Origin of the sequence: Micromonospora sp. WMMD980, assembly GCF_029626035.1 — a bacterium.
In the GTDB taxonomy this organism is placed as follows: Bacteria; Actinomycetota; Actinomycetes; order Mycobacteriales; family Micromonosporaceae; genus Micromonospora.
The window spans coordinates 2,426,109-2,439,022 of record NZ_JARUBE010000003.1; the positions used below are offsets into that span (position 1 = coordinate 2,426,109).

Sequence of the window (12,914 nt, forward strand, 5' to 3'; positions counted from 1 at the left end):
CGGCTCACTCGGTCGCGCCGAACGGGTCGGTGCGCACGAAGCTCATGATCCAGCCGTCGGAACCGGCCCGCACGCCGCGTTCGTAGAGGTGGTCCGCCACGTCGTCGACCGGCTGGTCCGGGTGGCGCAGGATCCAGCGGGCCGGCGGCGCGCCGTCCGGCCCGGCCGGCAGGTCCCGGACCACGCCGTCGGCCGGCCCGCCGACGAACCGCACGCGCACCGACGCCACCGCTCACCCTCCGTTCCGGTGTCGACACTCCCGCTCGCGAAGCTACCCCGGTCACCGGCGCGGGCCCGGCGGTTTGCACAGCTCGGGGCCCGGGTAGCGGAACCCGGGGGACGGGACGACGGCGAGGAGTGGATCGATGAGGACGCTGGGCGGGCGGTACGAGCTCGAACAGCGAGCCGGCCTTGGTGGCATGTCGGAGGTCTGGCGGGCACACGACCGCGTGCTGGACCGGACCGTCGCGATCAAGCTGATCTCGCCCGGGCTCGACGGCGACGCCGGCTCGGTGGAACGCATCCGGGCCGAGGCCCGCTCGGCGGCCCGACTGGTGCACCCGAACGTCGCCAGCGTGCACGACTTCGGCACCGCCACGCTTCCGGACGGGCGGCCGGTGCCGTACATCGTCATGGAACTGGCCGAGGGCGAGACGCTCGCCGCGCACCTGCGCGCCGGCCCGCTGGACTGGCGCATCGCGGTGCGGGTCTGCGCCGAGGTGTGCGCCGCGCTGGCCGCCGCGCACGGGCACGGCATCGTGCACCGGGACGTGAAGCCGGCGAACGTGATCCTCACCCCGTCCGGCGTGAAGGTGCTCGACTTCGGCATCGCCGCCCCGACCGGCGCGCCGGACCGCACGCCGGAGGGGATCGTGGTGGGCACCCCCGCCTACCTGGCCCCGGAGCAGCTCGACCGGCACCCGGCCACCCCGGCCGCCGACATGTACGCGCTCGGCGTGCTGCTCTACTACTGCCTCACCGGCCGGCTGCCGTACGAGGCGGACAGCACCACCCAACTGCTCGGCGCGCGCCGCCGCCGGCCGCCGCAGCCGTTGCCGGAGGTGCCCGGCCTGCCGGCGGAGGTGGCGGAGCTGTGCGAGCGCTGCCTGGACGCCGATCCGGCCGCCCGACCGACCAGTCCGATGGCCGCGCTGCTGCTGGCCGAGGCGGTGGACGCGCGGATCTACGTGCCGATGACCGTGCTGCTGCCCCGGCAGCGGCTCCCGGAGGTGTCGCCGTGGACCAGCCGGGCCGCCGCCGAGGCGACCGAGGCGATCGCCGTGGACGCCGCCACGAGCGGGGGGATCCGCTGACCGCACTCCCGGCCCGGTCACGGTTTCGCCGGTCGGGGGCCGGGAACGCCTCCCGGTGAGTGACGGGAGGAACACGATGCCGGATCCGAGTTCCTGGCTGGCCGAGTCGGCCACGGCGACCGCGGCGGGTGGTCACGTACGCACCGACGACGGCGGTCTCTCCTCCGCCCTGGCGTCGCCGCTGGCGCCGCACTGCACCGGCCTGACACCGGAGCAGCTCTTGGCCGCCGCGTTCGCCTCCTGCCTGCACCACGCGGCGGTGGAGGCGGCCGGGGAGATCACCGACGAGGCGCACACCGTGCAGGTGACCGCGGAGGCGAAACTGGGCCGCGACGACGACGGCCGTTACCGGGCCGACGTGCACGCCGAGATCTCCTCGGCCGGGCTGACCCGGGAGCAACTGTCCGACCTGGTCGCCTACGCCGACCAGCTCTGGCCGTTCTCCAGCGGCGACCCGAGCCGGCACCGGCTCACGGTCACCCCGGCCGAGAACGGCCGGCACTGAGCGCTCGGCTCACCAGCGGAAGCCCGCGGTCACCGCCCGGTGGTCGGTCCGCGGGGTGTGCACCACGCCGGCGGCGGTCGGGGTGAGCCCGCGGTAGAGGACGTGGTCCGGTCGGGTCAGCGGGACGTCGGCCGGCCAGGTGAAGCCGAAACCCCGCCCCGCCTCGGCCTGGGCGTCGCCGAGGAGCCGGGTCAGCGGGGTGAGGGCCCGGTCGGTGGTGGCGGTGTTCAGGTCGCCGAGCACCACCAGTCGGTGGGCCGGATCGGCGCGGACCGTGCGGGCCAGCGCCGACACGGTCTCGTCCCGGGTGGCGGTGTGACCGGCCCGGGCGGAGCCCAGGTGCACGACGTACACCGTCAGGTCGCCCTGCGGGGCGGCCACCTCGGCGCGCAGGGCCCGGTCCCAGCCCAGCCCGGTGTCCACGCCGTGGGCCTCGCGGATCGGCCAGCGGCTCCAGAGCGCGACGGTGGAGACCGCCGTGCGGTGCGGGTAGCGATCGGCCAGGGCGGGCGCCACCCGCACGTCGTCGTCGACCTCCTGAAGGCCGATCAGGTCGGGGGCCCCGCCGGTCAGCGCGCCGACGGTGGCGGCCGGGTCGGGGTTGCCGGCCCGGAGGTTCTGGCTGGCCACCCGCACCGAGGTGCCGTCAGCGCCGACGGCCGGGGGCAGCCAGGCGCGGCCGTAGAGCACGGCCCAGGCCAGGGCCGGCAGCAGCACCGCGAGCAACGCCCGGCGGGAGCGGCGCAGCAGCGCCGCCAGCCCGAGCAGGGGTACGCCGACGCCGAGCAGCGGCGCGACGCTGTCCACCAGGCTGCCCAGGCCCTGCACGTTGGGCACCGCCCGGTGCCCAACGAGGAGCAGGGTGAGCAGCACGGCGCAGGCGATGACGACCATCCCCCGCCGGCCCCGGCGGCCGGCGGGCTCCCCGGCGGCCCGCGCGTCGACCATCTGCTCCGTCACCGTCCGCATCGTATCGAGCGGTTGGGCGGCGCGGAGGGTCGATCCGGGTACGCGGGCCCGCCGGCGGTATCGGTGGGCCGGTGGGCGGCGGCGGACCAGGCGAGGGAGGTCGCCCTCGACCGAATGGACGAGGCCCACCGGGACGGCGTCGCGGCCCGCCACCCGCGCACTATCAACCGACAAAGTCGATATGACAGTCTTTTCGGATACGAGAGGTTGGCGCGTTACATTATCTACCGACGGTAATGTGGGGACGGATTCCGGCAAAGTGTGGCGCATGCCACCAAGTAGCCCGATGGCAACCGTCGGGAAGATCTCTAGCCTCGGCGGGTGCACCCCGACCACTCCGAGCCCCAGCCCCTGTCCGCGCAGCTCCCGGTTCGCCGAACGATCGACCCGGCATCGGCCGAACGGCGGGTGGGCCGGCATCGCGCCCCGGAACCGCCCCGGCGCGGCCCGGGACGCTCCGTCCCCGGGCGCATCGCGGTCGCCACCGGCGTGACCTGCTGCCTCGGTCTGGTCGGCGTGGTCGGCGTCGGTGAGGCCGCGCCGCCGGACCTGACGGTCAGCGAGGCGCTCGCCGACCGCGTCGCCGTCGAGCAGCGCGCCTCCCGCGACTTCACCCGCGTCGCGCCGCCGGTGGCCGCGCCGGCGCCGCCGGCCCCGTCCGTCGCCGCACCGAGCCCCGCGCCGGCCCGCAAGAAGGCGCCGCGCAAGCCCGCCCGCCCCGCGCACCCGCGCCCCGTCGCCGGCCTCGACCAGCGGCAGATGGACAACGCGAAGACCATCGTCGAGATCGGGCGGGACATGCGCCTGCCGCGCCGGGCGCTCGTGGTAGCGGTGGCCACCGCCCTGCAGGAGAGCGACCTCTACAACCTGGCCAGCGACGTGCTGCCGGAGTCGTTCGACCAACCGCACCAGGGCAGCGGCTCCGACCACGACTCGGTCGGGCTGTTCCAGCAGCGCCCGAGCAGCGGCTGGGGCACCGTCGCCCAACTGATGCGCCCCGCGTACGCGGCCCGCGCGTTCTACACCGCGCTCGCCGAGGTGCCCGGCTGGGAGGACATGAGCGTCACCGGCGCGGCCCAGGCGGTGCAGGTCTCCGCGTTCCCCGACGCGTACGCCAAGCACGAGAACCGGGCCGCCACCGTGGTGGCCGCGCTGATCTGACCGCGCCCGCGCCCGGGCGCCGACCAGGGGGCCTTCCGTTCACCGCACGCCGGAGAGGATGTCGTCCACGCGGGCCTCGTGGCGGCGGCGGGCCGCCAGCGTGGCCTCGAACTCGCGACGGGCCCGCACCGCCTCGGCGTACGCCTCCTCGCGCACCCGGCGGGCCTCGTCCCGGGCCGCCTCCAGCTCGGCGCGGGCGCGGGCCAGCAGCGCGGCGGCCGCCCGCTCGGCGGCGGATGCGTCGGCGCCGGACGGGTCCTCGGCCGGCGCGGCACGGCGCCGGAGGAAGTCACCGAGGTGCCGGGCGTCCAGGCGGATCTGGTCCCAGTCGCGGCCGGTGCCCGCGGCGCCCTCCACGCGCGCCGCCAGCCGGCCGAGTTGGAGATCCAGCTCGTCCAGGCAGGCATCGACCTGACGCCGCTCGTAGCCGGACTCCACCACCGAGAACCTCATGTCGCCCCCCAGGCAGCCGCGTACGTCCCCCACCGACGATCCTGCTCCGGCGAGCGGGGCCGGGGGCGGCCGTTCGCGCAAAATGTTCAGCATCCGCCAGGCCGGGGACTCCGGGCGGTCAGGCGTGCTTCGGAAGCACGACCACCCGGCCGAAGAACTCGTCGATGCGGCGCACCACGTCGTTGAAGTCGTCCAGGTCGATCGGCTTGGTCACGTACGCGTTGGCCTGGAGCGTGTAGCTGCTGACCACGTCGGTGTCGGCGTTGGAGGTGGTCAGCACCACGATCGGGATGGTCCGCAGGTTCTCGTCCCGCTTCACCTCGCCGAGCACCTGCCGCCCGTCCATCCGGGGCATGTTCAGGTCGAGCAGGATGACGTCCGGACGCTGCGCGTCGGCGTGCCGGCCCTCGCGGCGGAGGAACTCCATCGCCTCCTCGCCGTCGGCGACCACCTCGATGACCTTCTCGACGTCCGATTCCTCGAGCGCCTCCTCGATCATCAGGACGTCACCCGGGTCGTCGTCCACCACCAGGATGCGAACGGGGTTGTGGCTGGGCTGACCCATGGGGCTACCTGCTTCGTGTCGAGGAGGGCGCCGGCCCCGCGGCCGGCCGCTGGCGGGGAAATCTATCCGATCAGGAGCTGGCCGACGCCGTCGGGTCGACCGTGTCGCGGCCGTCCGTGAGCACCTCGGCCAGGCCGGTCACCTGGAGCACCCGGGCCACCCGGCCGCTCGCCCCGGTCAGCCGCAGCCAACCGCCGTCGGCGGCCACGAGGTTGTCCCCGCGGACGAAGGCGGCGATGCCTGTCGAGTCGCAGAACGTCAGCTCGGTGAGGTCCAGCAGGAGTTCGCGGTGGCCCGCGGCGACCAGCCGGTCGATCGCCGCGTTCAACTCGCCGGCCGTGCTCATGTCGAGTTCACCGGCGAGTCGGAGACCGGCGCCGGCCTCGTCCCGCTGGGCGTACGTGACGGTGAACGTCACCGTGGCCCCTCTCGCTCCCACCGCAGGCGAACCCTTGCAGTGCAGCAAGTATAGGGGGCGTCGGGGCGTCCGCGAGTCAGCGGCCCGCAGCCGCCGTCGACAGTCCGCCGACCACGGCACGCCCGCGTTCGAGGAAGCCGGCCGCGCGGGGAAAGTCGCGCAGCTCGTGTCCGTAGTGGTCGAGCGTCAGACCGACCGCCGCCGCCGGGACGCCCCGGCTGACCAGGATCTCCACCAGCCATTCGACGAACTCGACGAACAGCGTGCGGTCGTCGACGTAGAGCGCGGCGGCCAGGAAGTCGACGATGTAGCCCAGGTCGCCGACCGTGGAGTCGAGCTGCGCCGGGGTGTAGTCGGCCACCGCCGGCACCCGCTCCCGCAGGTCGGCCAGCGCGCTGTCGATCAGCTCACCGCGCCGCTTGACCAGGCTGGCGTACTCGTCGTCGGCCAGGTGGTCCAGCCGGGCGGGCGGCGCCGCGCGCAACGCCCGGTCGTCGGCGACCAGGTCGGCCGCGGCCGGCGCGTCCGGTGCCCAGGACACGCCGAGCGTCCGCGCCCAGCGGCCGTCCGCGCCGAAGCCGCGCCCGCCCACCACCACCGGCACGTCGGAGCGGCGGCAGGCCTCGATCATCCGGTGGGCGTGCGGCAACCGCATCGGCAGCGCGCAGGCCAGCGCCACCGCGTCGGCGTCGTAACGGTGCAGATAGGACACCAGGTGCGCGGCCGGCACGCTGGCGCCGAGGAAGACGACCTGCCAACCGCGCAGCCGCAGCACCTCGGCGACCAGCCGGGCCGGCAGGGCGTGCCACTCACCGTCCATACAGGCCATCACGATCCGCCCACGGGTCGGACGGGGATCGGCGTACGCGGCCACCGCGGCCACCACCCGCTCGCTGATGTGGGTGGCGGCGTGCTCCTGGGCCACGCTCCACTCGTTACGCGCCCACCGCTCCCCCACCTCGGCCTGGGCCGGGGCGACCAGGTCGAGCAACACCCGCTCGGCCGGCACACCCGCATCCAGCAGCCCCCGGGCCACCGCCACGGCGGCCTGCTCGTCGGCCTCGGCGAGGCACTCCAGGTAGCCCGGGAAGGCGTGGGCCGGGTCCGCCCCGGTGGTCGTCGCGTTCACGCGGGCAGCTCCCTCGGTCGGTCGGCGCTCGTCGGCTCCGGCACCGCATGCAGGTGACGGGACGCCCGGCCGGCCGGGCCGGCGGCCCGCAGCGCGAGCACCGCGATGTCGTCGTGGTCGCCGTGGGCGAGCCAGTCGCAGGTCACCTGCTCGACCCGCTCGGCCAGCGCCGGCGCGGGCATCCGGTGGCACCCGGTCACCGCGTTGAGCAGCCGGTCGGCGCCGAACTGCTCGTCGCCGCGCCACCCGCCGCGCGCCTCGGTCACCCCGTCGCTGTAGAGCAGGCAGGTCTCTCCGGGCGCCAGGTGCACGGTGGTCTCACCGATCCGCGGATCCGGCACCACGCCGATCAGCATGCCGCTCAACGGCACCACCTCGACCTCGCCGGACTCGCGCAGCACCAGCGGTGGCAGGTGGCCGCCGCCGGCCAGGGTCAGCGTCAGCCCGCCGTCGCGGTGCGGGCGGGCCACGCCGAGCACCATGGTGGCGAAGCGGCCCTGCCCGTGCGCCTGGGTGGTCTCCAGCAACGCGTCGTTGAGCAGCTTCAGCAGCCGCCCCGGCTGCGTCTCCACCCGGTGCAGCGCGTGCAGGCACTGGCGGAGCTGGCCGGTGAAGACCGCCGCCTCCACGCCCTTGCCGGAGACGTCGCCCAGGAAGAACACCGAACCGCCGTCGGTGAGGCGGTGCGAACCGTAGAAGTCGCCGCCGATGCGCAGCCCGGCCTGCGCCGGCCGGTAGGCCGTGCCCCACTGCACGCCCGAGGCGGCCGCCGGCTCGACCGGCAGCAGGCTGGCCTGCAGGGTGTCGGCGACCTCGGCCTGGTCGCGGTAGAGCATCGCGGTGGTCAGCGCCGCCCCGGCCCGAGCCGCGAACGCGCGGACCAGGTCGACGTCCGCCTCGTCGTACCAGCGGCCGGCCCGGCGGGCCACCAGCAGCACGCCGGCCGGAGCCTCCCCGCCGGGCAGCGGCACCACCCGGGCGGTCGCGCCGCGCACGTCGAGACCGGGCAGCCAGCCCGCCTCGGCGGCCTGCTCGACCAGCCAGTCCAGCGCGTGCGGCTCGGTGCCGGCGAGGCCGGTCTCGATCGCCGCGGGCAACGAGGTGGCCGGCAACACGCCGCCGTCCACGGCCGGGGTCTCGTCGTCCGCGCGCACCGCGCGCCACCAGCGGGCCCGGCCCGAGCGGGGCGCCAGGACCAGCACCGCCACGTCGGCGACCGTGGGCACGGCGAGCCGGGCCACGGCCGCCGCGGCGCGGTCGGGGTGCAGCGGATTGCCGAGCTTCTCGCCGACCACCGCGAGGAAGAGCGAGCGGGCCCGCTCGGCGAGCAGCGCGTCCGCCCGGCTGACGCTCTCGGTGACGTCCTCCACGTACCAGCAGCGCCGGGCCGCGGAGAGCGGCACCGCGCGCAGTCGCAGCCGGCGCCCGTGGTGGGTGAACTCGGCCGGAGCGTGGCCGGCGAGCGCAGTCACACCGGTGGCGGCGAGCACCTCGCCGACCACCACCTCGGGAACGAGCCGCTCCGCGACCGGGCTCACATGACGCACCACACCCTCGGCGTCGCAGACGATGAGGCCCTCGCGGAAGTGCTCCACCACCTCCGACCAGTCCGGAACGGCGGCGACGTCGTGGTCGGGGGCCAGCGGCGGGAGGGCGGACGTCATCGGGGCGGCGGGCGGCCACGCCGAAGCCCGTGCGGCACTCGGCGTGGAGATCCGCCCGTCGCCCGGGTCGGAACCCCTGACGTCGGCAGCAGTCACCAGCTGAGCCCCACTCTCCTCGTCGACATCCGCGAGGCGCCCGCAGCGGCGCGTCGGGTCACTTCTCGTCACCCCACCCTACGCCGGTACGCCCCGACCGCCACTCGACGACGCCCGCCGAACACGCGCCGAGCGGCCCCGGCCGGGCATTGTTACGATCCGATCGTCCCTGCCCGACCGGCAGCCTGCGGAAAGGCGTGATGGTGGTTCCCCAACGGAGAAAGCCCGAAGCCACACCGCTGAGCATCTCCGTGGACCGTTCCGACCCGGCCGCCCCCGTGGTCAGCGTCGGCGGCGACCTGGCCTACGCCACCTCGACGCCGCTACGCGCGGAGGTCGACCGCCTGCTCGCCGAGCGGCCCGCGGCACTGGTGCTCGACTTCGACGGCCTGAACTTCCTCGACAGCACCGGCCTGTCCGTGATCGTGCACGCCTGGCGCGAGGGGCAGCAGGTCGGCACCGCGATCGAGTTGCGGTCGGTCCCGCGCTTCCTGGAGACCATCCTCGACATGACCGGGGTCACCGGCCTGCTCGACCGTCCACCCGTCGACGGGCGGCCCGCGTCCGGGTCGGCCGCGTCCGCGTGACCCCGGGGGTTTCCGGGCCGTCCCCGACTGGGAACATGGACCCATGCTCTCCCCGCTGTTGACCATCGAGGTGGATCGGCTCGACGCCGGGTCCGCCCGGCTCCGGCTGGCCGGTGAGCTCGACTTCGACACCGCCCCGGAGCTCGTCGAGGCCGCCGCCGAGCTGCGCCGCGACGGTCACCAGGAGCTGTGGCTCGACTTCACCGGGGTGACGCTGTGCGACTCCTCCGGCCTGAGCGCGCTGGTGGTGATCCACCGGTCCGGCACCGGCGCGGTCCACGTGACCGACTTGAACCCGCAGGTCCGGCAACTGCTGGACCGCACCGGCCTGGCCGAACTGCTGCCCGCCCCGCCCCGGGTGGCACCCGGCGACGCCCGCGAGGTGGGCTGAGCGACAGGCACCGGTTTCCGGGCCGGGGGCGGCCCCCGACCCTGGGACCAGGGGCCGGGGGCCTGAGGAGGATGGCTCAGGCGGCGGGCACGGCCGCGCGGCTCGGCCCGCCGTGGCGCTCCCGCCCCGCCGGTGGCGGTTCGGCGTCCTCCGGCACACCGGAATCGGGCGTCTGGAACAGGTATCGGACGAAGTCCGCGTCCGTGTCGTCGTCCGCGCCGGGCCACTGTCCGACGCAGTCGACGCCGACCACCTCGCGCCCGCCGCCGTCGTTCGCCTCCAGCAGCGCCCACAGCGTCACCGGGTAGCACCGGGTCGTGTCCGGGCCGAGACGCCAGCGGGCGTACCAACCGGGACGGGCGGGGACGATCTCCACGATCCGTTTCATGACGACCTGCCCTTCCGCGTGCGTCGGAAGTTGTCCGGTCCCTGCGATCCTGCGGCAACGGCGGGTGAGCGCCCCTCACCCGCAGCGAATGAAGCCTGCCGCGCCGCCGGCGCCCGTTAACTTCCCGGCAGCGGCGGGAAGGCGTCCGACGCAAGCGCCACCGACCAGGAACGAGGTGCGAGGACATGCGCAAGCAGATGGAGGGCGACAACCAGCGGCGCCGGGCCCTCGCCCGACAGGCCCGGGAGCAGGGGCGGCGACCCAGCCAGATCGGCGCCAGCCTGAGCGCGTCCAAGCAGGTCACCTCGCTGGACCAGCACGACCGGTCCGGCCCGCCGCCGGCCGGCCGGCACAAGCCGGACAGCACGCGCGGCGGCCCCGCGCCGCCCGCGGTGGAGGTGGCGGAACGACCGCGTCCGCTTCCGGATCCGCCGCCGGACGTGGCGGTCGGGGTGGGATACCGGGAGCTGGTGGACGCGGTGAGTCGACGGGCCGGAGTCGACTTCGCCGAGGCGAAGGTCGCGGCGGAGGCCACCGTACTCGCCCTGGCCTGGGCGCTGGACGAGACCGAGCGGGAACGGTTGCTCGACGCGGTGCCGGTGAAGCTGCACGACGTGGTGCCGGTGGACGGCATCGAGCGGCGGCAGGACCTGCCGGGCTTCCTGGCCGAGGTCGGCCGACGCAGCCGGCTCACCCCGGAACAGGCGCGCTGCCAGGCCGAGGCGACCCTGGCCGCGCTGGCCGACGCGGACGCCGAACTGGTCGGTTCGCTGCGCGTACCCGACGGGTTGCGGGACCTGCTGGCGCCGGCCCACTACGGCGGTGGTCTGGTGGGCGCGTCCTCGGCCACCGCGCCGCTGACCGAGCCGGAGCTGCGGGACGCGTTGGCCGCGCTCCCCTACTGGTCCAGCGACCGCCGGTCGCTGGTGCGCACGATCGAGTTGCCCGGCGGCAACCTGGACCGGGTGCTCGACCGGCTGGACCGGCTCAAGGACGCCGGTGGACGCGGCCCGCAGATCGGCCGGCCGGATCCGGACAACGCCGTGCTCACGGTCCGGACCCAGCAGGTCGACGGCGTGACGGGGCCGGACGTGGACCTGGCGCACCGGGTCGACGCCGCGATCGACGAAGCCGGCGCCGGCATGGCCGCCGGCTGACGGCGGCAAGGAGGGGCCCCGCTTGACGCCTCCGGTATGGGCGGGGCCCCCGCTCACCATCTTCGCGGCCCGGTAGCGTTCCGGTGGTGGAGAGCGACACCGAGGTCCTGGAGATCGTCGCGGACCCGGCCCGCCCCACCGGGCGCACGCTGCTCGCCGACGGCGTCGAACAGTCCTACGTGGACGTCGCCGACGCCCGGCACCTGCACTTCGAGTACGTGCGGCGGATCGCCGCCGTGATCGACCTGGCCGCGCCGCCGGACCGTCCGCTGGCCGCCCTGCACCTGGGCGGCGGCGCGCTCACCCTGCCCCGCTGGCTGGCCGCCACCCGCCCCGGGTCGGCGCAGCGGGTCGTCGAGCGCGACCCCGACGTGGTCGACCTGGTCCGCCGGCGGCTGCCGCCGGTGCCGCCGGAGGTGGCGGTGACACTCGGCGACGCCCGCGCCGCGGTGACCGGGGAACCGGCCGGGGTGTACGACGTGGTGGTGGGCGACGTCTACCGGGCGGCCCGGATGCCCCCGCACGTGGCCGCCGTGGAGTTCGCCGCGCAGGTGGCCCGGGTGCTCCGCCCGGACGGCGTCTACCTGGTCAATCTCACCCGACCTGCCACCGCTGGCGCACACCCGCGCGCAGGTGGCCACGCTGCGGGCGGTCTTCGCGGACGTCTGCCTGGTCAGCGACCGGCGGATGCTGCGCGGCCGGCGCTACGGCAACGTGGTGCTCGCCGGCGCGCTCCGGCCCGGCCGACTGCCGGTGCGCCGCCTCGCCGCCCGGGTCGCCGCCGATCCGGTGCCCGGGACCGTGCTGCACGGCGCGGCGCTCGACACGTTCGCCGCCGACGCCTGGCCGGTCACCGACGCCGACCTGACCTGACCTGGGTGCCGGCCCGCGCCGGGCCTGCCGGCCCCGCCCCGGGCCCGCCGTCGCGCCGGGGCCCCGAGCGCGCCGCCCGACGGCCACGCGGCGGTCCCGTCCGAGCGCGGGTTTTCCGCCCCGCAGGGCGGGTAGCCGCGCCGGATGAGCGTCGCCGACGACCGGTCCACCGCCCGCCGGACGCTGATCGTGATCGGCCTGGTGCTGGCCAGTGTGGTCGGGTTGGCGCTGGTCTGGGCGACCCGGCGGGTGCTCGTCTGGGGTCTGGTCGCGGCGTTCCTCGCGGTGGCCCTCAAACCGCTCGTCGACCGGCTGGAGCGTCGGGTACGCCGCCGGGCGCTGGCCACCCTGCTGGTCTTCCTGGCCACGTTCGCGCTGCTCGCGGCGCTGGGTGCGCTGATCGTCCTACCGCTGGTGGACGAGCTGGGCCGGCTCGCCGACCGGGCCCCGCACGTGGTGCACGAGGCCCAGGCCGGGCGGGGGCCGATCGGTGAGCTGCTGGACCGCCTGCACCTGCTCCGGTACGCCGAGCCCGGCCAACTGCGCCGGTACGGCTCCCGGCTCGGCGAGCCGACCGTCGGGCTGGTCCGGGGCGTGGCGCAGGCCGTCGCCGCGCTGGTCACGGTGGTGGTGCTGGCGTATCTGATGGTCCTGGAGGCACCCCGGATCGTGGCGACCACGCTGCGGCTCGTCGGTGACGGCCCGGCGGAGCGGTTGCGGCGCATCGGCCGCGACTCGTCCCGGATCGTCACCGGTTACCTGAGCGGCAACCTGGTGATCAGCCTGATCTGCGGCGGCCTGACCTTCGCCGTGCTGCTCCTGCCCGGGGTGCCGTTCGCCGCGGTGATCGCGCTGGTGGTCGCCGTGGTCGACCTGATTCCACTGGTCGGCGCGACCCTGGGGGCGATCGTCGCGGCGGGCGCGGGGTTCGCCCGCTCGCCCACCGCCGGCATCGTCGTGCTCGTCTTCTTCGTCGTCTACCAGCAGGTGGAGAATCATCTGCTCCAGCCGGTCATCATGGCTCGCGCGGTGCGGCTGAACCCGCTGACGGTGCTGTTCAGCGTGCTGCTGGCGGCCGAGCTGGCGGGCCTGGTGGGTGCCTTGCTGGCGATTCCGGCGGCCGGCATCGTGCAGGTGCTGCTACGCGAGTTCGTTCCCGCCGGCCGGTCGGCGCTGGCCGCACCGGCCGACGGGGAACGAGACGATGGTTCCGTGGACCGTCCGCCGGCCGGTGGATGACCACGT

At 75.4% G+C, this 12,914-nt stretch carries 16 protein-coding genes and 1 pseudogene; 9 read left to right on the forward strand and 8 right to left on the reverse strand.

The genetic code is table 11. The features are described from left to right. Nucleotides 1-4: 4 nt before the first annotated feature. Nucleotides 5-229 (reverse strand): hypothetical protein, encoded by a 225-nt coding sequence (locus O7618_RS11765; RefSeq protein WP_278106091.1) that lies wholly within the window; start codon nt 227-229, stop codon nt 5-7. 136 nt (nt 230-365) lie between these two features. Between O7618_RS11765 and O7618_RS11770 the strand changes: the two genes are divergently transcribed. Together O7618_RS11770 and O7618_RS11775 are read left to right on the forward strand one after the other, a co-directional pair. Then, the gene (locus O7618_RS11770) at nt 366-1,313 is read left to right on the forward strand and encodes a serine/threonine-protein kinase (RefSeq protein WP_278106092.1); all 948 of its coding nucleotides are present in this window, start codon (nt 366-368) and stop codon (nt 1,311-1,313) included. A gap of 76 nt (nt 1,314-1,389) precedes the next feature. Further along, entirely contained in the window at nt 1,390-1,818 is a 429-nt protein-coding gene (locus tag O7618_RS11775; protein ID WP_278106093.1) for an OsmC family protein, read from the forward strand. Between the two features lie 9 nt (nt 1,819-1,827). Here O7618_RS11775 and O7618_RS11780 read toward each other — a convergent pair whose 3' ends face one another. Beyond that, the gene (locus tag O7618_RS11780; protein ID WP_278106094.1) at nt 1,828-2,778 is read right to left on the reverse strand and encodes an endonuclease/exonuclease/phosphatase family protein; all 951 of its coding nucleotides are present in this window, start codon (nt 2,776-2,778) and stop codon (nt 1,828-1,830) included. A gap of 330 nt (nt 2,779-3,108) precedes the next feature. Between O7618_RS11780 and O7618_RS11785 the strand changes: the two genes are divergently transcribed. Then, nucleotides 3,109-3,948, forward strand: coding sequence for a hypothetical protein (locus O7618_RS11785; protein ID WP_278106095.1), 840 nt, complete (start codon nt 3,109-3,111; stop codon nt 3,946-3,948). 39 nt (nt 3,949-3,987) lie between these two features. Here O7618_RS11785 and O7618_RS11790 read toward each other — a convergent pair whose 3' ends face one another. The 5 genes from O7618_RS11790 to O7618_RS11810 form a co-directional block, all read right to left on the reverse strand. Further along, nucleotides 3,988-4,401: an ATPase gene (locus O7618_RS11790; RefSeq protein WP_278109980.1), complete on the reverse strand. Its 414-nt coding sequence runs from the start codon at nt 4,399-4,401 to the stop codon at nt 3,988-3,990. Nucleotides 4,402-4,519: 118 nt separating this feature from the next. Further along, on the reverse strand, nt 4,520-4,966 hold the full coding sequence (locus O7618_RS11795) for a response regulator (RefSeq protein WP_278106096.1): 447 nt from the start codon (nt 4,964-4,966) through the stop codon (nt 4,520-4,522). Nucleotides 4,967-5,036: 70 nt separating this feature from the next. Then, entirely contained in the window at nt 5,037-5,384 is a 348-nt protein-coding gene (locus O7618_RS11800; RefSeq protein ID WP_278106097.1) for an STAS domain-containing protein, read from the reverse strand. Between the two features lie 76 nt (nt 5,385-5,460). After that, nucleotides 5,461-6,513: a cobalamin B12-binding domain-containing protein gene (locus O7618_RS11805; RefSeq protein WP_278106098.1), complete on the reverse strand. Its 1,053-nt coding sequence runs from the start codon at nt 6,511-6,513 to the stop codon at nt 5,461-5,463. After that, complete coding sequence (locus O7618_RS11810) at nt 6,510-8,273, reverse strand: PP2C family protein-serine/threonine phosphatase (protein ID WP_278106099.1); 1,764 nt, start codon at nt 8,271-8,273, stop codon at nt 6,510-6,512. Before O7618_RS11810 ends, O7618_RS11805 begins: the two co-directional genes overlap by 4 nt. A gap of 251 nt (nt 8,274-8,524) precedes the next feature. Between O7618_RS11810 and O7618_RS11815 the strand changes: the two genes are divergently transcribed. Both O7618_RS11815 and O7618_RS11820 read left to right on the forward strand, forming a co-directional pair. Continuing rightward, the gene (locus O7618_RS11815; protein WP_278106100.1) at nt 8,525-8,860 is read left to right on the forward strand and encodes an STAS domain-containing protein; all 336 of its coding nucleotides are present in this window, start codon (nt 8,525-8,527) and stop codon (nt 8,858-8,860) included. Between the two features lie 43 nt (nt 8,861-8,903). Further along, complete coding sequence (locus tag O7618_RS11820) at nt 8,904-9,251, forward strand: STAS domain-containing protein (RefSeq protein ID WP_278106101.1); 348 nt, start codon at nt 8,904-8,906, stop codon at nt 9,249-9,251. Between the two features lie 76 nt (nt 9,252-9,327). Here O7618_RS11820 and O7618_RS11825 read toward each other — a convergent pair whose 3' ends face one another. Next, nucleotides 9,328-9,639: a hypothetical protein gene (locus O7618_RS11825; RefSeq protein WP_278106102.1), complete on the reverse strand. Its 312-nt coding sequence runs from the start codon at nt 9,637-9,639 to the stop codon at nt 9,328-9,330. Between the two features lie 185 nt (nt 9,640-9,824). Here O7618_RS11825 and O7618_RS11830 point away from each other — a divergent pair, with 185 nt between their 5' ends. From O7618_RS11830 to O7618_RS11840, 4 genes and pseudogenes are all read left to right on the forward strand, one after another. Further along, nucleotides 9,825-10,796, forward strand: a complete 972-nt coding sequence (locus O7618_RS11830) for a DUF2267 domain-containing protein (RefSeq protein ID WP_278106103.1) — start codon at nt 9,825-9,827, stop codon at nt 10,794-10,796. Between the two features lie 86 nt (nt 10,797-10,882). After that, nucleotides 10,883-11,335, forward strand: a pseudogene (locus O7618_RS32195) (fused MFS/spermidine synthase); the annotation flags it as partial. 94 nt (nt 11,336-11,429) lie between these two features. Then, entirely contained in the window at nt 11,430-11,669 is a 240-nt protein-coding gene (locus tag O7618_RS32200; protein WP_347405369.1) for a hypothetical protein, read from the forward strand. Nucleotides 11,670-11,813: 144 nt separating this feature from the next. Then, nucleotides 11,814-12,908: an AI-2E family transporter gene (locus O7618_RS11840; RefSeq protein ID WP_278106104.1), complete on the forward strand. Its 1,095-nt coding sequence runs from the start codon at nt 11,814-11,816 to the stop codon at nt 12,906-12,908. Nucleotides 12,909-12,914: the final 6 nt, after the last annotated feature.